Origin of the sequence: Bacillus sp. PSXD-155 (genome assembly GCF_049310765.1) — a bacterium.
Classification (GTDB): Bacteria; Bacillota; Bacilli; order Bacillales; family Bacillaceae_G; genus Bacillus_A; species Bacillus_A cereus.
Window position 1 is genome coordinate 1 of sequence record NZ_JBMOWC010000067.1, and the last position, 21865, is coordinate 21865.

Here is a 21865-nt window from a genome sequence, read left to right on the forward strand (position 1 = left end):
CTCTTCATAGATTTAAAGATACGAGTCTTACATTCAAGTATTACCACTATTATTTTTAGACAATTCATACAAAAATAGAGAAATATAATATTTTTAATGAGCTTTCACTATAAATGTAAGTATGCTTTCAATCTTTTTATCTTTATCCTCATAACACATCATCTGTTATATAATGAATTTATAGAATTTACAGAAAAAAGGAGTCTTTTCATGCTACAACAACTATTCAATTCACCTATTCTATCCGTTCAGGCCTTGCACCCAGGTTATGAAGATCATGCAAGTGATGTTTTTCTCGTTCAAACAGAAGATACAGAAGTTATCGTTCGTACCTCTAAAATGAATGAAGAACCAAATAATGATTTTTGGTGGGGATGTAAAAATCTATTTGGAATTGATCCAAGGAACGTCCATCATTTAGAAACTGTACATACATTGCTGCAAGAACATACGAATCTTCCTATCCCAACAATATTAGAAAAACATGTTTTAAATGGCCGTGAATTTGTGGTGGTCGAAAAGTTAGTAGGTAACACAGTTCAATCTTTTATCGAGCAACCAGATTCTATTTTATTTAGCCTAGGAAAAGGACTTGCAGAAATACATAAGTTTAAAGCCGATTTTATAGGAAATCCGTCAGGCACGTTCAAAATTCCACTAAATGAATTCCAATCACATATTTTAAACGTGAGTAAAGAGCTTGTGAATATGTTTTATTCCGATGATGAAAGCATACAAGATGCATTTCCTACCTTTGAATCACAGCTTTCTTCCCTGTCCGTACCAAAAGAAGCTACACTCGTCTTACTTGATATGGACCCTACCCAATTTTTATATGACGGTACAACTATTACGGGTTTAGTAGATACTGAAGCTTACGCGGTTGCCCCGCGAGAGTTTGATTTTATCGGACTAGAATATGTACTTACTGAAAAAGAAGCACATGCCTTTCAAAGTGGTTACGAAACAATTATGCCTATTCCTCATCTTGTAGAATGTAGACAACCATATCGTTATTTATACCGACTGTTATCTGTGCAAGGTAGTGTGGAATTAAAGGAATGGTTAAGTTACCCATCCTATTTTTAAATACAAATGAGAGGGAGTATACAATGGATATTCAGAAAAAGCGTTCTGTAACAGAAAGTGAAATACAGCAAATGAAGGATTTGGCTTATATTTGCGGGCAACAAGACAATCTTGATTACTCTTCAGATTTACATATCAACTTTTTAAAAAATCGAAATGAAGATCATATAAACGATTTTCTTCTTTATAACGGTACTCAATTAATTGGCACTTTAAATATGTATGATTTCGAAAGACCAACAAAGCTTGAACTAATAGGCTTTGTACATCCTCATTTTAGAAAACAACGTTTCGGAACTACCCTTTTACAAACTGCAATGAAAGAAATACAAAATAGAGAGACAGATGAAGCTCTTCTTATTATCAATGGGGATTCTATTTCTGGGAATGAATTTATAAAACATATGAAGTTACCGTATTTATATAGTGAATATAGTATGGAGTTCAAAATAAACGAAATTCAAAAAACAACAGATAATAATATACAGCTTACTCTTGCATCTTCAGAATCACTGCTTGACCTTATTGAGATTTCTAGTAAAGCTTTTGGTGATTCAGTAGACAATACGACTACATGGTTACAAAAAATGATGACTTCACCTTCTCATAAAGTTTACAGTGCTCTTATTAACGAAAAAGCTATTGGAACAATTACAGTTACTGAGCAAGAACAATCTACTACATTATCAGGATTCGCTGTTCATCCTTCTTATCAAGGTAAAGGATATGGAAAAGATATTCTTAGTTATATGGTACATACCCTTATTACAGAAGGAACTTCAACAATTGAATTAGACGTCGAAACGAAAAATAACCATGCTTTAAAACTATATACACAATGTGGTTTTAAAATTAAAACGAAGCATGACTATTATAATTTAATGAATAGCACGGAGAATATTTATGTCTAAAAAACTTATTTATTCTGATTATGATATTTTCGCATCTATTTATAATAAACATTGGGGACATTTTGCCGAACACTCCTATCTAGCTTTTGAAAAACTCGTTTTACAATATGCACAACCACATTCTCATATTTTAGATCTTTGTTGCGGGACTGGTCATCTTACTAGGAAACTACTTGATAACAATTTTGTAGTAACTGGTATAGATGGTTCTACTCAAATGATTGAATATGCACGTGAAAATGCGCCAGATGCAACCTTTTTCGTCGATGACGCTCGCTATTTCAATATAAATGAGCAATTCCACTACGTCATCTCTGCCGGTGATAGTTTAAACCATATTATGAATTTAGATGAACTAAAAAGTGTGTTTCACAACGTTTACTCCGTATTACATAACGAGGGTATATTCGCATTTGATATGAATATGGAAAAAGGATTTCTTGAAAACTGGATTGCTTCGTTTCATATTTCAGAGAAAGAATATGTTTGTACGATTGATTCTACATTTGATAATAAAAACAAAAAAGCAGAAATGAATTTCATATTATTTACGCGTGATACAAATGATATTTGGAAAAGAAGTGACTTTTCTTTTAAAGAAACATGTTACACTAAAGACGAAATTACTCATGCATTACAATCTGTAGGTTTTAAAAATATTCAATCGTACGGTACAAATAGAGCATTTTTCACTTGCCAAAAATAAAAAAACTGAATCTAAATGATTCAGTTTTTTCTTAATATATTTACAACTGCAGTTGTTTCGTCATTTTCTTTATAAACACGCGGAATTCTTCTATCTAGCATACATGTAACTTCATAGTTTATTGTACTTAACATATCCGCTATTTCTTCTACTGTGATATTTTCTTCACCTTGTTTACCGTAGAATACTACTTCGTCTCCTACTTGTACTGGCATCGCTTTTGAAACATCCAACATTAACTGATCCATACAAACACGGCCAATTACAGGTACTCGAACCCCGTTAATTAACGCATAGCCTTTATTAGATAATTGACGATTATAACCATCAGCATAACCAATTGGTACAGTCGCAATCCATTCTTCACCAGTTGTTACATACGTATTCCCATAACTTACACCACGATTTTTCTTCGCATGTTTAATATGAGCCACTTTTGATTTTAACGACAACGCAGGCTGTAAAGAAACGACTGAATGATCCACCTCTTTTGATGGATACATACCGTACACTCCTATTCCAACGCGCACCATATTTTGAAATGTGTTACTTAATTCCATTGATCCTGCACTATTTGAACTATGAATATATGGTATTTGAATTCCTAATTCTTTCGCTGTATTAACAGCTTTTTCAAATAAACTTGTTTGCATATTCGTATATGATTTATCGATTTCATCTGCCGTAGAGTAATGCGTAAATATCCCTACTACTTCTATATACTCCATACGGTTTAATTCTTCTAAAAATGGTTTAACTTCTTCTTCTTGTAAACCGATACGACTCATTCCTGTATCAATTTTCACTTGAATTTGTACTTTCTTTTGAAGACGGTTTGCAATTTCATTTATACCATGTAAATCTTCTACTCTATAAACAGTCATCATAACGTCATATTGAATTACATCTTCTACAGCCGCTACTGGTGTGTATCCTAAAATTAAAATCGGCACAGTAATTCCTGCTTCTCTTAATTCTATTGCTTCATCTACAAATGCAACTGCAAGTTGATTTATTCCAGCTTCAATTGCAGCTTTGGCAACTTCAACTGCCCCATGGCCATACCCATTCGCTTTTACAGCAGCCATCATCTTAATTTCTTCATCATTTACATGTTTTTTAAATTCTTTTACATTATGTTTTACAGCATTTAAGTCAATTTCTACAATTGTATCTCTTCCATATTTCAAACTCATTGGTCTAACTCCTAACTCAATAATTGCATTCCATTCTATTTCACGTTTCATATGACCTTTTACAATATAATACTTTTCATTATGCTAGTCAAACTACTAGAATTTTCGGAATTTTGAGTATGATATAATATCCTCAAGAAACTATTATATACGGAGACGAGGAGAATTACAATGTTTGTTCAATCTGCATTACATCAACTAAAAGTTGCTATTGATACTTCTATTTATATGCTTAACCAATATAGTGAAAACGATTTAAAAATACAACCGATTCACTCAAAACGATCATTATTTGAAATGTGTACACATCTTTCTCTTATTTGTCATGCTGATTTGCTCATTTTAAATGGTATTCCAGAAAAAGAATTACATACCTTTTATATAGAACATACGCCCGTAACAGTTGCTCAAATGCAACAAACGATGATTGAAGGATACAACCTTCTCTCCAAAACATTTCTTTCCTACTCCCAAATAGAATTAGCAGAAGTTATGACTGCCTATTGGGGTATTTCTTATTCGCGCTTTGAATGGTTACTTGAAATCGTTGCACACTTTTATCATCATCGTGGACAAATTCATCTTTTATTATGTGAGCATATGAAAGATCCTCGCATTCCTTTATTTGAGTGATTTTCCACTTATTCATTAATTATAAATAGAGAAGCTACAAAACCAATAAAAAGTAGCATTCCTAATAAAATAAATGTTTGAGCATACCCTCCTATTTTCATTAGATAAATAGAAATAATAGGTCCTATACTAGTACCTAAAAATAAAATAAAAGTATAAATAGATACTGCTATTCCCCTCGCTTTCCCTCCTAATTGACCTACAAGAGAAACTAAAGACGGAACGGATATAGCAATACCTATTACAAAACAGACACTCATCATTACAAGTAGAGATAGATACGAAACAAAGCCCATTGAACTTAGACTAAAAATAGCGATCAACAATCCTCCCTGAAGAACTTTTCTTACTTCAAACCTCTTCGTTAAACGACCTGCAAGCGGTGACAGCAACATACCAAATAGCCCCGCTAAGCGAAAATAAAGAATTTGTTCTGCAGTTAAATTGTAAGTAGGAGAGCTCAAATAATTCCCTAAAACAGTATACATATTAACAAAAGCCATTAATAAAACAAATGCAATTATATAGCTTAATACTAAGCTTTTATTTGTAAAAACTTTACCCATCTGTTTAATTGGCCCCAAAATATCAGTATAGGATTGAGACGTCTCTCCTTTCGGAAGAGAATAATAAACCCATATAGCAGTACTTATATAGACAATGCTAAGAAGAAAGAAAACCATATGCCATCCAAAATGCTGACTAACAGCAGTACTTATTACCTGCCCTACAATTCCAGCTACTAAAAAACCAGTACTAACAAATCCTATTGTTGTAACCCTTCTTTCTACTGGGAACATTTCTACAACGTAGGCTAGCGCTACTGGAGAAAATGTAGCTGCTGCTATCCCTTGTATACCTCTAAAAATAACAAGCCAAAATAAACTATCTACAAACCCTAAGCAAAAAGAAACAATCGACAGTGCAAGCAATCCAATAAAAATCACTTTTTTTCGTCCATATTTATCAGAAATTGCCCCAAATAACAAACACCCTATAGCAAAGCCAACAGAAAATATACTTCCTGTAGCTGCCGATTGTGCTAATGACGTATTAAAAATGTTTGAAAATAGAGAGATTAAAGGTATTGTTACATATAGGCTAGACATAACTACCATACCCGACCAACATAATACTGCTGTCATTATTGTATAATTCTTTTCACTATTTACTTCCTTTCCTATTTCCATCATAAACTCTCTCCCTTATTACGATTTGTTTTTATTAGTTTAAACTCTCTAAATTACTAAAATAGCATTCCTTTAACTCTTATTTATTTTAATTACATAGCAAAAATTATCACCGTTCATAAAGTTAGTTAATCATATAATAAGGTAAGCTAATTATATGTCCAAATAAATAAGTTGATCTTCATAATCAACTTATTTACCTACCTTCTCCTAATTTCACCTGCATAGTTGTTTGCATTTTATTTAATAGCTTTTCTAAAACTTGACGCTCTTCTTGATTAAAGCCATCAACTAACGAAGCGCAAGATAACCAAAAAGTTGGTAAAGAATGTGTAACTAGTTCTTTTCCTTTCGGAGTAATTTTCACCTTTAATCTTCTTCGATCTTCAGAATGGTGGAATCTTACGATTAACTCTCGTTTCTCCATCCAATCTAATAAGCCAGTGACAGAAGCACGTGTAATCCCTAATCGACTCGCAATATCCGAAGGACTCATGTTCACCTCTTCCCCATTCGCTTCCATTTCACGCAAAATAAACAATAGTAAAAAATCTAATTTACTCTCTGAAATACCAAGCGGAGCTAAATCTACGTCAACCGCATCAAGAACATTATCAGACGTCCATAACATTAACAAACCAAGTTTTGCTGCAATTGGATCCGTTTCCGCTGATGCTGTCTTTTTGATTAACTCTGCGTACGGCTCAATCCCTAAAGGAAGAGAATCTTTTCTTGAATCCATTCATCTTCACTCTCCTTTCTCATCAAATAATTAGCTTACCTAATTACTTTCTCATTATACTCATATTTTTCCTTTTATTGCAAGCACATTGTTGAACAAAAAAATCCCATTATTAAAACAGGATTTTTCACACTGACTAGCTATCAGTTTTAAATAATGTGCAACTTCTTTAAGGCATAAGAAATTCCACCTTCACTCGCCTTCGTTGTAACGAAATCAGCCCTTCTCTTCAACTCCTCTCCACCATTTCCCATCGCAACTCCTAATCCTACATACTGCAACATCTCAATATCATTTCCACCATCACCAAAAGCAATGGCTTCTGATTTACTAATATTTAAATGTTCCAATACTTTTTGAATTGCAGTTAGCTTCGATACTTTACTATCTTCCAATACATTCATAACGTAACCATGAAAACGGTCAAACGTAAGTGCTGGATATCTTTCAATGAATTTTTGAGCTTCTGCTTCATCAGCATACAGACATATGCAATACATCTCATCTGACAAGTTTTTAACTTTGTCAGGATACCGCTCTAAATTTAAAGTTTCATTTAACGCTCGTATGACACGTTCATCTTTAGAGGCAATATCATTCATTGCAAATTCTTCTGTAAAGTAAGAAACACTGTGACCATGTAATTCAGCAAAATTTGAAATATCATGAACGATTTCGCTTGAAAGTACTGATTTATGTATAACTTCTTCCCCACATTTTATATGTGCACCATTTGCAGAAATATACGTTTTTATGCCTAGCCCCTTAAATTGTGAGCATAAACTATATGGTCTCCCTGTTGTAACAACTACGTGAATCCCCTTATCTATTAATCTTTGTACCGCGTCTTTTGTACTTTCGTGCATACTTCTATCAATCTCGCTTAAAAGCGTACTGTCAACATCCAAAAATGCAACTTTGTACATAAGTCTTTACATCCCGTCCAAATGATTCGTATCATTAATGAAATGCACCGTTTTTTATTCACCCTCAATTTCAATTAAACTTATTCCCGTATCTCCCATTTTGAAATAGTAGTCCATTGAAATTGGCATTTTGAAAAATGCACGTAATAGACTATTAATTACGCCTCCATGGGCAACAATCGCAATTCGATCATATGTATTCTCTGTCACAATTTTAGAAAAGATTCCTTCTATTCTCATTCGAAACTCAATAAATGACTCTCCGTTTTCAAAACGGTCATGAAGAAACTTTGGCTCTGGATATTTCTTTGCTTCTTCAAATGATAAACCAGCTTGTATTCCATTATTAAACTCCATTAATTCCTCTTCTAATTGAATTGGACAACCAATTGCTTCTGCTAATGTTTCACCCGTTTCGCGAGCGCGTTTTAATGTGCTTGCCCAAATGAAATCTGGTGCAAAATCTTTTTTCACTTTCTGTACAAGTCTTTGTACTTGTCGTCTCCCTTTGTCAGTCAACTCAAAATCAGCTCGTCCTTCATGCACATGTAAAATATCAGCTTCTGATTCTCCGTGGCGTATTAGTAGTATTTGCATGTTTCTCTCTCCCCCCTTATTTAACATTCACAAAATTCTATTATATCATATTTTAAGATTTCAAAATAAAAAGGAACGGTCTTCCGTCCCTCATCCATTCACTTTTTCCGCATCATTCCAATAATATTTACTAAACGCTTCTGTTAACACATCAATTGTGTTATATAATTCATCTAACGTATTATCAACACCACCAACTTCAATTAGCATCGCATTTTTCGATAGATCTTGGTTATAAACGCCATTTCCATCTTTTTTATACTTCGGAAAAATCCCTCTACTTAATCCGTAATAGTTTTCATCTAAATAACTATTGATCGCTCTTGCAATTTTTTCATTTTCAGCACGGCCTTCATTTTCCATCCCAATAATAAAATATAATCTTGCATACGATTTTCCATTAATTACTTTTGTTGTTACTTTCTTACGCTGATCATCACGATGTATATCAATCGGAAACGCAATTTTATTATTTTGTGCTAATGCTCCTTTTACATATTCATGAGATGCTTTATATGACTGATACCATACCCACTTTTTACTCGCTAATAAATCACCCATATTCGTTTTATCGTGAATTACTGGAATTCCTTGCCCCTCAAGTTGTTCCTTCATACGTTTTCCTAGTAAGGACACATTTACATCTGGGCTAGATGGATCAGTTGCCCCTGGTAATAATGGAAAGAAGGATTCCCAGCTATGTGTATGATAAATATATACTGCACTTTCACCTTTTTTCGCTCCGTTCTTTTTCTGAACCGGATTATTCTTTTCCGCTTCTGTAACTTTATCTTTTGCTACTTCCCGTTCTTTCGTTACTTCTTCAATCGGTACACTAGATTCATTTGGGATATTCGTCAAGTTTGTCCCTTCCCCAGCTACGATAATATTAGAATAATACTTTGACATACCAGGTACTTCTTTACCGACGAATGTTCTTAAATCTTTAATTTTCAAATCTGTCGCAATAGAGAACATTAAATTCCCAACTGACTCTCTTTTATTCTGCTTAAAATAATCAAATCCGTAATAGTGATTCTCACTTTCTATCATTTGAACAAAACCTTGCATCGATACTTTTCCAAACCATTGATTTGCATAATTCGATTTCATTGTATGTAAAAGTGACGTCAAAATCGACGCTATTATAATTACTATTAGCGCATATAAAAGGAGTAACGAAATCAGTTTCTTCCCATGTATTCGAGTTGCATACTTTTTCACTGCATCACCTTCTTTATACATGGATATGTACAAGCTTTTCGGAATATACGCACAAAAAAAGAGAAATGGTATCCCATTTCTCTTCCTCACTTTTATTGTTCTTTTCCTGTATCATTTGAAGGTAGTTTCTTCGCTTGTTTTTCTTTAAATATTTCTCCAATTGCCCCAAGAGTACCAAGTGTTTCAATTGCATTAGAAGGAATAAAGACTTTATTTGCTGGTCCTTTTGCAACTTCAGCTAATGATTCGAATGATTTGTAAGCAAGGATACGCTCATCCAAATTCGCTTCACGAAGCAATTCAATACGATTTTGTTCTGCTTTTGCGATTTCTTCAATTGCTCGTGCTTCCCCTTGTGCTTCTAATTCTTTTGCTTCTTTTAAACCTTCAGCTTCGCGAATACGCGCTTCTTTATCCCCTTCAGCCATCAAGATTTTACTTTGCTTTTCCCCTTCAGCGCGAAGAACTTTATCTTGTTTTGCTGCTTCAGCTTCTAAAATAATCGCACGTTTATTACGCTCAGCCTTCATTTGTTTTTCCATTGATGCTTGCACATCTTTTGGCGGGTTAATATCAACAACTTCGACACGTTCAATACGTACGCCCCATTTTTCTGTTGCTTCATCAAGCGCTAAGCGGATTTCTGTTGAAATTTTTTCACGACCAGATAACGTTTCATCCAGTTCCATTTTACCGATAATTTGACGCATCGTTGCTGAAGTAATATTACGAACACCATATTCATAGTTTGAAATACCATATGTCGCAAGCTCTGGTTCAACAATTTGATAGAAAATAATTGTATCTATTTCTACTTGAACATTATCTTTCGTAATTACCTTTTGCGGTGGTACATTCGTTTGTTGAATACGTAAGTCGTGATATACACGAACACGATCTACAATTGGGATTAAAATATTTAATCCTGGGTGCATGATACGTTGAAACTTACCAAATCTTTCAACAACCCCAACTTTTTGCTGAGGAATAATTTTAATTGTTAATGCGATAAATGTAACTACAATTAGTGCGAATATAATCGTTAACGTTAATGCTACCATATTTATTCACTCTCCTTTTTTACTTGTAATATAGTACTATGCCTCTTTATAACAACGACTTTTTCTCCAGCATCAATTGAAGAATCTGCAATAGCTGTCCAAGTATCTCCATCCACCTTCACAATACCATTCGCTTCATTTGTAATCGCTTGCATAACAATCCCTTTTTTACCAACAAGCATATCTACTGTATCCGTAAAACCTTTTGCTTCTCGAAAGTTTTTTGAAATTCTTTTCGTAAAGAATGTCAAAGTTAAACTTATAATTGCGCCAACAGTAACTTGTAACAGTAGTGCATCAGGAGCAAACAAAGCAATAAGACCTCCGACAACAGCTCCAATTCCAAGCCAAAGCATGTAAAATGTAATCGACAACATTTCTGCAATAAATAAAATACCAGCTATTATAAACCAAATTACCCAAGCAGCCATATGCAACCCTCACTTTCTTTCTCATTTTCTATATGTATATGAAGAAAAGAATGGTTTATCCGCCCTTTCTTACACTTGGGCGTTTGCTACAAGCTATTGTACATACTCACTGTTACAATGATTATTAATATAATACTATATCAATATATTCTTCATTATACATGAAAATTCCTTTCAAAAAGTGACAAAAAATTAAATTCTTTAAAAATTTCATTTTTTAAATTACAATTATTCTAATTACTAAATACTATTTTTATAGAGGTGTTATTCTTATTGAGAAACCTGTCACTAACCTACTACTTAGGTTCCAAAACATGCATTACTCTCGCTGACATCGTATATGTAATGATTATTACAACTCATATTTATATAGCAACTAAATCAGCTACTATTACTGCTCTTTTTCCATTATTACAAGTTATCACAAATCTAATTGCTAACATCTCTGCACCACTAATAATAAATCGTTTTCCATCTTATACGTTGTTATATACGCTACAATGGCTAAAAACAGTCTTTTTACTATTATTAATGATTTTGTTTCCAGTCTTATCCACAAACATTATAGCTCTATTAACTTTTATTTTTTTCATTTCATTATGTAGTGGATGGAGCGCTCCATTACTATACAGCATTCTTCCGCGCCTTACACCGAAAGAAAAATTAGTAAAAGTAAATAGTATCTTTTCCTTTTCAACACAAATTGCGCAAGTCGCCGCTTATTCATTTACGAGTGTTATCGTTCTTCTCATTGGCGCTACATCTACACTCATGATTAATAACATGTTAATGATTTTTGGATGTATTGCATTACACTTTTCATTACGTACCATACATACTGAACGAATAGCAGATCCTCCCTCTTCAAAAAGTACTGCTTTATCGGAAGGTTGGAAACTCTTATTTCAAAATCCTTCTCTCCGTACCGTTACATATATGGACTTAATTGAAACTTTCGCCGGAACAATATGGATCGGTGCTATTACGATGGCATATGTTACGACTATCCTTCATAAAGGCGAGGAATGGTGGGGATATATTAATACAAGTTATTATGTTGGCACGTTAATCGGTGGTCTATTGGCATGGAAAATCAGTTCCTATATTCAAAACAATTTAATACGCTCCATGTCGATAGGCTCTCTTATGTTTAGCATTCTTACATTTTTATATGGTATGACAAGCAGCGGATTTATTGCGCTTTTTCTATGTGTTCTAATGGGACCATGTTATCAAATTAGAGATATTTCTCAAACGACTGTTTTACAATCAAGTGTCACCCCTTCTTTATTATCAAAAATGTATACAGCACATGGCGCGCTTCTTTCAACAGCTTCTGGTCTTTCTATGCTTAGCGTTGGCATTATTACTGATATGTTCGGTGTTCGTACAATTTATATCATCGCATCTATTCTTATTTTATGTTCCGCTTGTTTATCTTTTAGTTTATTAAAATATCATAAAACAGAGCAGAACGATATTTCACTTTAATCACTAAAACAAAAAGGACAGGCATTCCCTGTCCTTTTTATTTATTCTATTCATGACAAGTTTGGGATTTTTCTATGTTTTGTCGCCTGTTCAAAAGCGTAAGCTAGCTTAATTAATATCCCTTCACTAAAGGCAGTACTTGCAATCGTAATTCCAAAAGGTCTCCCGCTTTCCATATACCCTGCAGGTATTGCTATAGACGGATAACCCGCTTTCGCACATATGGTAGAAGCTATATAGGAAGGAAACAGTATCGCATCAAGATTATATTTTTCCAATGCAAAATCAATGCCTTGTTCTTGTGAAAAATATATATCTTCTAATCTTGCATTTAAATATTCTGGATTTCGTAACGTATTAGGAAAATCTTTTCTTCCCTCTAACTTAGTTTGTCCATATTTTAAAGCTCTTTCTGCTATGTTTTTATTAAACTCCATTAACTCCGAAATAGAATGTACCGGAATAGTAGAAGGTAATTTAGAAAGATAGTTATCTAAACTATGCTTCAGTTCATAAAGCGGCACTCCCCAACTCCATTCTCTATGAAAAGAAGGAATATTAATATTTTCTACTACTGTCGCTCCTTCATTACGTAATACTTGGATCGTTTCCTTAAACAAGATTTCATCATACTCACCATTTTCGTAATAATCTTTTGGTGCATCGTTAAACACACCAATCTTCGCTCCATTTAAGCCATTAACATTAAGATATTTTGTATAATCTTGCTCTGCCCTACCTTCACTTCTATGAGTAGCAACATCTTTCTCATCTACTCCAATTAAACTCCCTAGCAAAATAGCAGCATCTGTTACCGTTCTAGCAAATGGTCCAGCTGTATCTTGCGAATAAGTAAATGGAATAATTCCTCTACGACTAATTAAACCGACAGTCGGTTTAATACCTACTACAGAATTTTGAACAGCAGGGCTCAAAATAGAAGCATCGGTTTCTGTCCCAATAGATACTACTGTAAAGTTAGCAGCAACTGCTATCGCAGATCCTGTACTAGATCCGCCAACAAACATATGGTCCTTGCCCGTTCCGTATGGATTGATTGTTTGACCACCTCTTGCACTATATCCAGCCCACATTTCAAAAGACATTGCATTTGCTAATTCTGTCATATTTGTTTTTCCTATTATTACTGCTCCGGCTTCTCGTAATTTTGTAACGAGAAATGCATCTTCACTGCTTATATTTTGTTCTAGAGCAATCGTACCTGCACTTGTATGCATGGAGTCATTCGTTTCAATATTGTCTTTAAGCAAAACAGGTATACCATGTAATGGACCCCTTATACCTTTTGTCTTTCTTTCATAATCTAACGCTTCTGCGATAAAAATAGCATCTGGATTGATTTCTAAAATAGAATTAATTTCCGGTCCGTCTTGGTCATACTTTGCGATTCTATGAAGATAATACATCACTAATTCCTTTGAAGTTAACTGCCCAGATTCCATTTCGGTTTGTATATCATGAATTGTTAATTCTTTTTTTAATACTGGATTAAACTGAATCTCCATTTATATTCTCCCTTATAGCAACTTTTTTGCGTATAACTCTTACTTTTTCATCTTTTCACCCCAACTATTCCAAACTAATATTCCTTTAAAGAAATTCAATTTATCTATTCAAAAAGCCTTTAATTTCCCGAAAAATAAAAAGAGTCTGAAACGAATGAACTTTCGCTTCAGACTCTTTTATTACTTTACATATATCTCATCTAATAAGTGTAAAAACTCTCCTTGTTTCCCTGCTAATTCAGGGCATTTTGCAATATTAACCCATTCGTAGCTAAACGCTAAACCTTGATCTTTCTTACCAGCACTTACTATATGTTCCCATGTATCTTTTACATCAGTTAGTAAAGTTACATGAAAAAAGTGACGTTTTTCATATTCCTGTTTTTCCTTCACATGTATAATGTAATCTGCTAAAAAACGCTCTATACATAAATGACGCAATCCGGATTCTTCCTGTACTTCACGCAATATAGCCGCTTCTAACGTTTCACCTTCATCAACCGTTCCCCCTGGCACTTGAATACCAGCTTCATGTATATCACAATGTTTAAAAACCAGTAATTGCATAACCCCCTCTTTTTCTCTTGTAATATATGCATGTACTTTTTTCTTATATAACATCGTCATTATACGTCTCTCCCCTCAATCATTTACTCTGTTACTTCTTCAAGCGTCAGTTGATTATCATACAAATATGTAGCTTGTGGATTTCCCACATACCTTACGTGCCATGGTTCATACCGATAGCCCGTAATCGTTTCTTTCGCTTTTGTGTATCGAATCACAAAACCAAATTTATGGGCATTTTCAGAAAGCCACTGACCTTCTTTCGTTTCCCCAAAAACCGTCTCTAACTGAAATTTAGCAGATTGAGACGTAATATCCATAGCTAATCCAGTTTGATGCTCACTTGTGCCAGGAACCGCGCTAGACATTGCTGTTTTTGCTTCCCCATCTTGTTTTTTATACATCGTATTTAATGCTTTTTGTCGATCAAAGGATCTAAATCCAGAAACTGCAAAAAGGAAAATACGCTCGTTGTTAGCTTGCTGGAACATTTCCTCAAGCGCCCTCGCTGCCTCTTTTCTCATCTTTTTCTTTTCTTGATCACCTTCACTAGAGTAGCGCACTTTCGGAATAACTAAATCTGGCGGTCTATAACCATCTGGTAAACGCCTACTTTTATTCACAAGTACAAGCATTGAATTCGGATTATTAATTACCGCAATATCCCCATCCATATTAGCAATTGTTTCTTTCGCTTTCGGAAATATACTATTTACACTTACTTCCCGCGCCTGCTTATCCTTATACATTTTATAATTGATTCCTGCTACTCCAACAATAATTATTGCAGCTACGATACCGAGTAGTGCCCATCTTTTTTTCATATAACGACCTCTTATTTTAATAATTTGGCCATTTCATACTCATCGATGTCCTTTCCATCGATAATAAGAGCAGCTTTTTTGACACCTTCCTTCTCAAATCCAGCTTTTTTATATAGTGCCTGAGCTCTTGTATTGTGGGCCATTACTGTTAATTCTAAACGCCATACATCATGTAATTTTGCCCACTTCTCAACCTCTTTAAACAATCTCGTCCCAATACCTCGCCCGTTATACTCTTGCAAAATACCAATTACAATGCTTGCCACATGCCTCTTTCTTTGAATGTTATTTCCATTCACTAATATAAAACCTATTATTCTCTCATCTTCAACTGCTACAAATATTGTTGCATATTCATTTTCTATAAATCGCTGGATCATTTTTTCTTGTTGCTCAGCTGTAGTTTTCCTTTCTCCTGGTTCATATAACATAAACTTCGTTTCTTCATCTAATTGCTTACTTAATTGCAAAAATGATGCTGCATCTTCTACTTTGATCTCCCTAATCACCTAAATCACCCTATCAATTTCATAATATAAAAATTTTCCTTGTAAAAAGATTTTCTCTGCCATTTCAAAAATCCCTTTCTAATTCTCCTATTATAATTAGACAAATTTCGATATCGCTATAATAATTATTAATCATGTCCATTTTGTGACATCTTGCTATCCACATTTCAAACCAACACAAAAAACGTAAGTATTACACTTACGCTTTTCCAAGATTGAAGTGAGCTAATAATTATCGATAGATACCCTGGCTAATTCAAGTTTCACTTTATCCATTCACTTTTTCTGCCTGCCAAAAATATTCACCAAATGCTTTAGCAAGTGCATCAATTGATCGATTCAATTCTTCCTCCGTATTATCTACACCGCCAACTTCTATTAATATCGCTTGTCCTGATAAATCTTGATTATAGATTCCATTTCCTGTTTGGAAACCTTTTTGAATGACCCCACGACTCACTCCTGGATATTTCTTATTAATCGCCTCATGTAAAGCTGTCGCTAATTGTAAGTTTTTTTCATAATTTTTATTTCCTTTCCCTACTACAAATGCAAGCTTCGCATATGATTTATCTCCAATTGTTTTTGTCGTTACATTCTTTCGAGCACTATCACGATGCAAATCAAAAAAGTATTGAAGATCTTTATTTCCAGCCATAGCTTGCTGCACAATTTCTCGTGACATTTTATACGAACTATTACTGTTTAAACCCTTACTTATTAACTTTTGACCAACATCACTCTTATCGTTAGTAGCTCCAATCCCTTCACCTTCTAGTTGTTCACGGAAACGATCTCCTAATATAGAAATATTCGATACAGAACTCGTTGCTTTATTCGGATTCGGATCATTCGTTAAGTTAAGTAAAGGTAAATAAGATTCCCAGCTATGTGTATGATAAATAAACGCAACTTGTCTTTTCCCGGTCGTTTGGGACGGCTGTTTCTTCTCTTTATTCGTATCTTGTTTAGGTGCTTGTCCAGTTCCACTAGTCCGTTCTTTCACTACTTCTTCAAGAGGTACACTCGACTCTATCGGTAAGTTAGAATAGTTTGTGCCCTCACCCGCAATAACAATTTCTGTATCGTACTTACCAAACCCGGGTAGCTCTTTCCCGACAAAACTGCGTACATCATTAAAGCGAATATTTGTAGCCATAGAAAAGAGAAAAGAAGAAATTGAAAAATCTTGATTCAAATTTCGATACTCCTGTGTAAAATAATGATTCTCTTTTCCAAGTACATACATGTAACCATTCATCGATAACTCATTTAACCAATTATATAAATACGTTGACTTCGTCTCTTTCATAGAGGTTACCATCATACTAATAAGAAAAAAAGTCGCTAGCACTGTAGTAATAACAAATAAAACTAACTTACGCATACTTGTAAACTTCATAAAAAAAAAGCCCCGATTCATACTATCACCTCTCTATTTCAAGTTATGTACAAGCCCTAGAGAATAGACCGTTAAAATTTCGGCTATATTGTTAATGAGGTGAAATGAATTGAAGCTATTAATAGGAATATTACCAATCGCTCTATCATTCATTTTTTATTTGTCCGCTAAGCATCCAAAAGTCTCTATTGTACTACATATTTCTGCGTACTTGGCACTGTATGTACTCGGTACAATTATTTCCATTAATATATACGATGTTTTAATACAAGATTTAGTTTTCATGACGAGCATTCATGGGATTTTACTGAATCCATTTTTCCTTATTGCAGGAGCGTATATAGGAACATACACGTTGTACCTACTTATGTCTCACATTATTATAAAAATAAAAAATGGAGTGTAATGAAATGCAACCAACATTTATCTGTCATACATGCAAAAAAAGAATTGTGAGAAAGAAAGATCTTATTACCGCCACATGGTACTTCCGCTTTTATTTATTTCACAGTGATTGTTTTAAACGACAGCAAGTGTTCCTCTCACGATTTATCCCAGTGAATACACTTTTCAATTTCTTTCTTATTATGTATGGACTTATTTTTGGCAGCATTCTTATGATTACAGAACCATCTATTATTTGGCTGATTTTCTTATTTCCCATTTTTTATCGGTTTCTTTCTTATTATTATGTGGAACGTTTTTTCTCTACATAACGTGCAGACTGACCTCTCGGAATACTTAAACATTCCCACTCATTTTCTTTTAACATCTTCCCAATGTAAATAATCTGACCAATATGCAATGCATAATGAGAAATTTGCCTTTCAATTGCTTGCATGACAGTATGTGCTTCACCGCGAATGTATACCGTCTTCAATAAGTGCTCCGGCGCTAAAGTATTCATCGTATTAAAAACATATTTCCATCCTTCTTGCCAAGCTATAAGGGCTTCTTCTTTTGAATGATAGCATCCCTCAAATTCACCATCTCGATTACGATCGGTTTTTTCACCATCAGACGTTAAAAAATCCGTCCATCTAGAACGCATATTACCGTGCAGATGCTTTATAATAATCGCTATACTATTTGTTTCTTCATGAGAATACCATTGTATTTGTTCATATGATAATTGAGAAAGTGCCCGTTCCCCTTGCTTCTTTGTTGCTTTAAAGTTCGAAATCGCACATTGTAAATATTCTCGTCCGATATCCATATTAGCCCCTACCTTCACCCTAGCTAATTTTCGTTCCATTTGGCAATTCCATATTAGGCTGAAGCAACACAACATCATCAGCTTCAGGAACGCCGCCAAGCACAAGCACTTCTGATTTGAATCCAGCTACACGCTTCGGTGGAAAGTTTACAACCGCAACGATTTGTTGACCGACTAAATCTTCTGGACTGTACCTTTTCGTAATTTGGGCACTTGACTGCTTTATCCCGATTTCTCCAAAATCTATTGCTAGTTTAATCGCTGGTACTCTCGCTTCTTTAAATTCCTCTGCATGTATTACAGTTCCAATTCTCAAATCCAAATTTAAAAAATCTTCAAAATTAGCCATTTATCATTCCCCCCAATTATTACTTAGACAAAATACAAAAATCCTCTTCAAAAAAAGAAAGGTGCCTAAGCACCTTTCTTTTGTAATTCACTTGATTCATTTGATTTATAGAAGAAGAAACCGAGAATCCCGCCAATACATGATGGAATTAACCATCCGATTCCTTCGTTATATAACGGTAACATTTGTAGTACATTAGAAATCGCGTCAATTTTAATTTTCGCACTTTCTAAACCGTTAAAGAAACTAATTAACAATGCACCTAAAATAGCTCCAATATAAATTGTATTACGCTTCCCAATCCACTTATGGAAATACGAAAGTACGATTAATACAATTGCAACTGGATAAATGATCATTAACACAGGTAATGTTACTGCGATTAATTGTGTTAAACCTAGGTTAGATACAATTAAACTAAATACACATACCATTGTTACAATCGTTTTATGCGAAAGTTTTGGGAATAAGTTTGTAAAGAAACCCGCACACGCAGATGTTAACCCAACAGAAGTTGTTAAACAAGCGAGTATAATAACAAGCCCTAATAAAATTTTACCACTCGTCCCATATAGCTCATTTACAACATTCGTTAAAATAAGACCACCGTTTTCTGAAATACCAAGTGATGTACTTGTTGAACCAAGATAAGCAAGTGATAAATAAATTAACGTTAAACCAAGTACAGCAATAATACCTGATACAACTGTTATTTTTGCAATTTGACTACTCTCTTTTATCCCTTTAGAGCGGATAACTTGTACAACGACAATTCCAAATACCAGAGCACTAATTGCATCCATCGTTAAATATCCTTGAATAAATCCACCAAAGAAAGCATTTTCTTTGTAAGCAGCTAACGGTGCAACTGGCTCTCCAATTGGATCAATAATTGCCTTTCCGACAATAACAGCGACAATTAATACCAATAGTGGCGTAAGAAACTTTCCAAACCAATCCACTAATTTAGATGGATTTAATGATAAATACCACGTTATTCCGAAGAAAACTATCGTAAAAAGAAATAGCATGTACCACTCTGAAACCATTGCCTCTGATAAAAACGGCTTCATACCCATTTCAAACGAAACAGCTCCAGTACGCGGAATCGCGAAAAATGGTCCAATTGCTAAATAACTAATCAATGGGAAAATAAACGCAAATATAGGGTGGACTCTAGAAGATAGCGCTTTCAAGTCCCCCTCTACAAACGCGACAGCTGTTACAGCTAGTAGGGGTAATCCGACTCCCGTTACAAGGAATCCTATTGTAGCAATCCAAACATTCTCTCCTGCTTGTTGACCTAAAACTGGCGGGAAAATTAAATTTCCTGCTCCTAAAAATAATGCAAATAGCATCAAACCAATTGCTACCGTATCACCTGGCCTTAAACGTCCCTTCATGCTCTTCATTTGCATAGCACTTTTTCATTGTTTATCTCTATATTTTACAATATGCTATGCATCCTCCTCTCTGCTCAAGATGATAAAATATGCCCCTTACAAAGCAGTGTCTTTCTCCATAATTTCTCCATTCCCCTTATTTTTACTCTAATCATTAATACAATTGTTATTTTTGAATTTTGAGTTTTTTGAATTTTTAAATCATTAGAGTGTTATTACGTGGAGTATAGTTGTCAGACCTCTTTGTTTTTATCACACATATAGTAACATATTTAGTTGCAAAATAAAAACATATTTTCAAATTGATTTTTTTGAAAATCGAAATTATCTACATTTTTTATTCTCTTACACAAATATTGTTATAATCTCACCTATTATCTTGTCGTTATTTTAAAATAACTTTACACACGTAACATAACAAAAGCCATCCAAGATAATTGAAGTGACCCCCGAAAGTTAGACAGGTCGTTTCATTAGGCAGCCTCTAGGGTATGAGCCCGGTATTGTACTGGGCTCATACCCTTTAATTTTGCCTTAATTCTTTTATGATTATAGTATTCTATATACTTTGCTAATTCTTGTTTGAAATGTGTTATACTTTCAAATTCTTTTCGATACAGAAATTCCGATTTCATGATACCGAAGAAATTTTCAATAACGGCATTGTCATAACAGTTTCCTTTGCGAGACATACTTTGAGTTATGCCACAATTCTTAAGAGAATGACGGTATTGTTTCATTTGATAGTGCCAACCTTGATCAGAGTGAATGAGGAGTTTATCCGGATCGGTTACACAATAAAGGGCTTGGTCCAACATCGTTGAAACAAGGGAATAGGTCGGTCTGGAACTAATTGTATACGTGATAATTTCACCATTAAATAAATCCAACATTGGTGATAGGTATAACTTCTCCCCAAATAACTTAAACTCCGTAATATCTGTAACCCACTTTTCATTTGGTTTTTCAGCTTGGAAGTTGCGATTTAAAATATTTGGCGCAATTTTCCCAACTGTCCCTTTGTAAGAGCGATATTTTTTCATACGAACCAGACATTTTAACCCTAATTCTTTCATAAGGCGATATACTTTTTTATGATTTACTTTGTGTCCACGATTCATAAGTTCATCACGAATACGACGATAACCATAACACCCATCGTGTTCATTATAAATAGCTTGAATCAGTTCTTTTACCTCCGCATTTGGATCAGGACGATTAAAATGTTTCATCCAGTAATAGTACGTACTACGTGGAATGTTTGCGAGTTGAAGTAACTCCTTGATAGGAAATTCATGCCTTAACTCGTAGATTACTTGCGCTTTGTCTTGTTTGGTGATTTTTCTTTGTTTTGAACTAAGGCATTCAACTTTTTTAAATATGCATTTTCCATACGTAAACGCTCATTTTCCGCTTGTAAGGCTTCGATTGATCCTTCATCTACTGGTTTTATTTTTTTATCTTTCATGGTTGGATGCCCCTTTTTCTTTGATTGTAGGGCATCCAATCCTCCTGTTTCATAAGCTATTTTCCATTTCCGAAGTGTTTCATAAGACGGTATATTGAAAAGTGCCGCTGTTTCTCTGATAGATGTCCCGTGTTCATTCATATAATAAAGTACATCTAGTTTATACTGGGCTGGGTAGAATGTATAGCACTTTTCAAAGGCCTTTTCACCTGAAGACTCATATCGTCTAATCCACTCACGAAGTACGCTAGGGTTAACTCCTATAGATTTAGCAATTATTTTTCCACTTTCTGTACCATCTAAATATCGTTTCACCGCTTGGATTTTTTCTTTTGAAGAAAATTTAGCCATAAAAAATGCACCTCCAATTGTTAGACTGTGTCTAACAATTGGGGTGCACTTCA

24 protein-coding genes are annotated in these 21865 nt (G+C 34.3%); 7 read left to right on the forward strand and 17 right to left on the reverse strand.

The genetic code is table 11. The features are described from left to right. The first annotated feature begins 210 nt into the window (after window positions 1–210). From ACO6VI_RS29960 to ACO6VI_RS29970, 3 genes are read left to right on the forward strand one after another with little or no spacing between them, the layout of a single operon-like run. Window positions 211–1089: a hypothetical protein gene (locus ACO6VI_RS29960; RefSeq protein WP_063547111.1), complete on the forward strand. Its 879-nt coding sequence runs from the start codon at window positions 211–213 to the stop codon at window positions 1087–1089. Between the two features lie 23 nt (window positions 1090–1112). Next, window positions 1113–2000 (forward strand): GNAT family N-acetyltransferase, encoded by an 888-nt coding sequence (locus tag ACO6VI_RS29965; protein ID WP_422424892.1) that lies wholly within the window; start codon window positions 1113–1115, stop codon window positions 1998–2000. After that, a complete protein-coding gene (locus ACO6VI_RS29970; RefSeq protein WP_063547110.1) occupies window positions 1993–2706 on the forward strand; it encodes a class I SAM-dependent methyltransferase in 714 nt (237 codons plus the stop codon). Before ACO6VI_RS29965 ends, ACO6VI_RS29970 begins: the two co-directional genes overlap by 8 nt. Window positions 2707–2726: 20 nt before the next feature. Here the strand turns inward: ACO6VI_RS29970 and alr are convergent, their stop codons facing one another. Next, window positions 2727–3902, reverse strand: a complete 1176-nt coding sequence (alr, locus tag ACO6VI_RS29975) for an alanine racemase (RefSeq protein ID WP_002093966.1) — start codon at window positions 3900–3902, stop codon at window positions 2727–2729. A 171-nt stretch (window positions 3903–4073) separates the two neighbouring features. On the opposite strand from alr, the gene ACO6VI_RS29980 reads away from it, so the two are divergent. Beyond that, complete coding sequence (locus tag ACO6VI_RS29980) at window positions 4074–4535, forward strand: DinB family protein (RefSeq protein ID WP_000498006.1); 462 nt, start codon at window positions 4074–4076, stop codon at window positions 4533–4535. Between the two features lie 8 nt (window positions 4536–4543). Here ACO6VI_RS29980 and ACO6VI_RS29985 read toward each other — a convergent pair whose 3' ends face one another. The 7 genes from ACO6VI_RS29985 to ACO6VI_RS30015 form a co-directional block, all read right to left on the reverse strand. Continuing rightward, window positions 4544–5725: an MFS transporter gene (locus tag ACO6VI_RS29985; RefSeq protein ID WP_023521758.1), complete on the reverse strand. Its 1182-nt coding sequence runs from the start codon at window positions 5723–5725 to the stop codon at window positions 4544–4546. 196 nt (window positions 5726–5921) lie between these two features. Next, window positions 5922–6467, reverse strand: coding sequence for a MarR family winged helix-turn-helix transcriptional regulator (locus ACO6VI_RS29990; protein WP_000378333.1), 546 nt, complete (start codon window positions 6465–6467; stop codon window positions 5922–5924). Between the two features lie 149 nt (window positions 6468–6616). Continuing rightward, a complete protein-coding gene (locus ACO6VI_RS29995) occupies window positions 6617–7393 on the reverse strand; it encodes a Cof-type HAD-IIB family hydrolase (RefSeq protein ID WP_422424895.1) in 777 nt (258 codons plus the stop codon). Between the two features lie 54 nt (window positions 7394–7447). Further along, on the reverse strand, window positions 7448–7990 hold the full coding sequence (locus tag ACO6VI_RS30000; RefSeq protein WP_422424897.1) for a histidine phosphatase family protein: 543 nt from the start codon (window positions 7988–7990) through the stop codon (window positions 7448–7450). A gap of 90 nt (window positions 7991–8080) precedes the next feature. Beyond that, entirely contained in the window at window positions 8081–9286 is a 1206-nt protein-coding gene (gene spoIIP, locus ACO6VI_RS30005) for a stage II sporulation protein P (protein ID WP_307838012.1), read from the reverse strand. A 20-nt stretch (window positions 9287–9306) separates the two neighbouring features. Further along, entirely contained in the window at window positions 9307–10275 is a 969-nt protein-coding gene (locus ACO6VI_RS30010) for an SPFH domain-containing protein (protein ID WP_000226257.1), read from the reverse strand. Window positions 10276–10277: 2 nt separating this feature from the next. Continuing rightward, complete coding sequence (locus ACO6VI_RS30015) at window positions 10278–10706, reverse strand: NfeD family protein (RefSeq protein WP_000741971.1); 429 nt, start codon at window positions 10704–10706, stop codon at window positions 10278–10280. Window positions 10707–10979: 273 nt separating this feature from the next. On the opposite strand from ACO6VI_RS30015, the gene ACO6VI_RS30020 reads away from it, so the two are divergent. After that, window positions 10980–12197 (forward strand): MFS transporter, encoded by a 1218-nt coding sequence (locus tag ACO6VI_RS30020; RefSeq protein ID WP_023521756.1) that lies wholly within the window; start codon window positions 10980–10982, stop codon window positions 12195–12197. 50 nt (window positions 12198–12247) lie between these two features. On the opposite strand, the gene ACO6VI_RS30025 is transcribed toward ACO6VI_RS30020, so the two are convergent. The 5 genes from ACO6VI_RS30025 to spoIIP (ACO6VI_RS30045) all read right to left on the reverse strand — a co-directional run bounded on the left by ACO6VI_RS30025 (window position 12248) and on the right by spoIIP (ACO6VI_RS30045) (window position 17046). Continuing rightward, window positions 12248–13723 carry an amidase family protein gene (locus ACO6VI_RS30025; RefSeq protein WP_000405414.1) on the reverse strand — a complete coding sequence of 492 codons (1476 nt, stop codon included), beginning with the start codon at window positions 13721–13723 and terminating at the stop codon, window positions 12248–12250. A gap of 180 nt (window positions 13724–13903) precedes the next feature. Beyond that, on the reverse strand, window positions 13904–14350 hold the full coding sequence (locus tag ACO6VI_RS30030) for an NUDIX hydrolase (RefSeq protein WP_000178281.1): 447 nt from the start codon (window positions 14348–14350) through the stop codon (window positions 13904–13906). A 23-nt stretch (window positions 14351–14373) separates the two neighbouring features. Further along, complete coding sequence (locus ACO6VI_RS30035; RefSeq protein ID WP_000747650.1) at window positions 14374–15114, reverse strand: M15 family metallopeptidase; 741 nt, start codon at window positions 15112–15114, stop codon at window positions 14374–14376. A gap of 11 nt (window positions 15115–15125) precedes the next feature. Further along, window positions 15126–15623, reverse strand: a complete 498-nt coding sequence (locus ACO6VI_RS30040) for a GNAT family N-acetyltransferase (RefSeq protein ID WP_002093964.1) — start codon at window positions 15621–15623, stop codon at window positions 15126–15128. Window positions 15624–15891: 268 nt separating this feature from the next. Continuing rightward, window positions 15892–17046: a stage II sporulation protein P gene (spoIIP, locus tag ACO6VI_RS30045; RefSeq protein WP_001079283.1), complete on the reverse strand. Its 1155-nt coding sequence runs from the start codon at window positions 17044–17046 to the stop codon at window positions 15892–15894. An 88-nt stretch (window positions 17047–17134) separates the two neighbouring features. Between spoIIP (ACO6VI_RS30045) and ACO6VI_RS30050 the strand changes: the two genes are divergently transcribed. Together ACO6VI_RS30050 and ACO6VI_RS30055 are read left to right on the forward strand one after the other, a co-directional pair. Next, window positions 17135–17431 carry a hypothetical protein gene (locus tag ACO6VI_RS30050; RefSeq protein ID WP_422424902.1) on the forward strand — a complete coding sequence of 99 codons (297 nt, stop codon included), beginning with the start codon at window positions 17135–17137 and terminating at the stop codon, window positions 17429–17431. Window positions 17432–17435: 4 nt separating this feature from the next. Further along, the gene (locus ACO6VI_RS30055; protein WP_071730037.1) at window positions 17436–17741 is read left to right on the forward strand and encodes a permease; all 306 of its coding nucleotides are present in this window, start codon (window positions 17436–17438) and stop codon (window positions 17739–17741) included. Here the strand turns inward: ACO6VI_RS30055 and ACO6VI_RS30060 are convergent. The 4 genes from ACO6VI_RS30060 to ACO6VI_RS30075 all read right to left on the reverse strand — a co-directional run bounded on the left by ACO6VI_RS30060 (window position 17714) and on the right by ACO6VI_RS30075 (window position 21812). Continuing rightward, a complete protein-coding gene (locus ACO6VI_RS30060) occupies window positions 17714–18280 on the reverse strand; it encodes a DUF1572 domain-containing protein (RefSeq protein WP_065483331.1) in 567 nt (188 codons plus the stop codon). The two genes, ACO6VI_RS30055 and ACO6VI_RS30060, sit on opposite strands and share 28 nt — an antisense overlap. Continuing rightward, the gene (csaA, locus tag ACO6VI_RS30065) at window positions 18261–18590 is read right to left on the reverse strand and encodes a chaperone CsaA (protein WP_001263018.1); all 330 of its coding nucleotides are present in this window, start codon (window positions 18588–18590) and stop codon (window positions 18261–18263) included. Before csaA ends, ACO6VI_RS30060 begins: the two co-directional genes overlap by 20 nt. A gap of 65 nt (window positions 18591–18655) precedes the next feature. Next, window positions 18656–19993, reverse strand: a complete 1338-nt coding sequence (gene brnQ4, locus ACO6VI_RS30070; protein ID WP_422424904.1) for a branched-chain amino acid transport system II carrier protein BrnQ4 — start codon at window positions 19991–19993, stop codon at window positions 18656–18658. A gap of 473 nt (window positions 19994–20466) precedes the next feature. Next, window positions 20467–21812, reverse strand: a protein-coding gene (locus tag ACO6VI_RS30075) for an IS3-like element ISBth10 family transposase (protein WP_098840180.1) whose coding sequence is annotated in 2 segments (ribosomal slippage) — window positions 20467–21371 and window positions 21371–21812 — 1347 coding nt in all. Because the reading frame shifts where the segments join, the coding sequence is not laid out codon by codon here. Window positions 21813–21865 lie beyond the last annotated feature (53 nt).

What these genes read in the sequence shown, in the direction of transcription:
- ACO6VI_RS29960 (WP_063547111.1), top strand. Translation starts at nt 211, where the DNA reads ATGCTACAACAACTATTCAATTCACCTATTCTATCCGTTCAGGCCTTG.
- ACO6VI_RS29965 (WP_422424892.1), top strand. Translation starts at nt 1,113, where the DNA reads ATGGATATTCAGAAAAAGCGTTCTGTAACAGAAAGTGAAATACAGCAA.
- ACO6VI_RS29970 (WP_063547110.1), top strand. Translation starts at nt 1,993, where the DNA reads ATGTCTAAAAAACTTATTTATTCTGATTATGATATTTTCGCATCTATT.
- alr (WP_002093966.1), bottom strand. Translation starts at nt 3,902, where the DNA reads ATGAGTTTGAAATATGGAAGAGATACAATTGTAGAAATTGACTTAAAT.
- ACO6VI_RS29980 (WP_000498006.1), top strand. Translation starts at nt 4,074, where the DNA reads ATGTTTGTTCAATCTGCATTACATCAACTAAAAGTTGCTATTGATACT.
- ACO6VI_RS29985 (WP_023521758.1), bottom strand. Translation starts at nt 5,725, where the DNA reads ATGGAAATAGGAAAGGAAGTAAATAGTGAAAAGAATTATACAATAATG.
- ACO6VI_RS29990 (WP_000378333.1), bottom strand. Translation starts at nt 6,467, where the DNA reads ATGGATTCAAGAAAAGATTCTCTTCCTTTAGGGATTGAGCCGTACGCA.
- ACO6VI_RS29995 (WP_422424895.1), bottom strand. Translation starts at nt 7,393, where the DNA reads ATGTACAAAGTTGCATTTTTGGATGTTGACAGTACGCTTTTAAGCGAG.
- ACO6VI_RS30000 (WP_422424897.1), bottom strand. Translation starts at nt 7,990, where the DNA reads ATGCAAATACTACTAATACGCCACGGAGAATCAGAAGCTGATATTTTA.
- ACO6VI_RS30010 (WP_000226257.1), bottom strand. Translation starts at nt 10,275, where the DNA reads ATGGTAGCATTAACGTTAACGATTATATTCGCACTAATTGTAGTTACA.
- ACO6VI_RS30015 (WP_000741971.1), bottom strand. Translation starts at nt 10,706, where the DNA reads ATGGCTGCTTGGGTAATTTGGTTTATAATAGCTGGTATTTTATTTATT.
- ACO6VI_RS30025 (WP_000405414.1), bottom strand. Translation starts at nt 13,723, where the DNA reads ATGGAGATTCAGTTTAATCCAGTATTAAAAAAAGAATTAACAATTCAT.
- ACO6VI_RS30030 (WP_000178281.1), bottom strand. Translation starts at nt 14,350, where the DNA reads ATGACGATGTTATATAAGAAAAAAGTACATGCATATATTACAAGAGAA.
- ACO6VI_RS30035 (WP_000747650.1), bottom strand. Translation starts at nt 15,114, where the DNA reads ATGAAAAAAAGATGGGCACTACTCGGTATCGTAGCTGCAATAATTATT.
- spoIIP (WP_001079283.1), bottom strand. Translation starts at nt 17,046, where the DNA reads ATGAATCGGGGCTTTTTTTTTATGAAGTTTACAAGTATGCGTAAGTTA.
- ACO6VI_RS30055 (WP_071730037.1), top strand. Translation starts at nt 17,436, where the DNA reads ATGCAACCAACATTTATCTGTCATACATGCAAAAAAAGAATTGTGAGA.
- ACO6VI_RS30060 (WP_065483331.1), bottom strand. Translation starts at nt 18,280, where the DNA reads ATGGAACGAAAATTAGCTAGGGTGAAGGTAGGGGCTAATATGGATATC.
- csaA (WP_001263018.1), bottom strand. Translation starts at nt 18,590, where the DNA reads ATGGCTAATTTTGAAGATTTTTTAAATTTGGATTTGAGAATTGGAACT.
- brnQ4 (WP_422424904.1), bottom strand. Translation starts at nt 19,993, where the DNA reads ATGAAGGGACGTTTAAGGCCAGGTGATACGGTAGCAATTGGTTTGATG.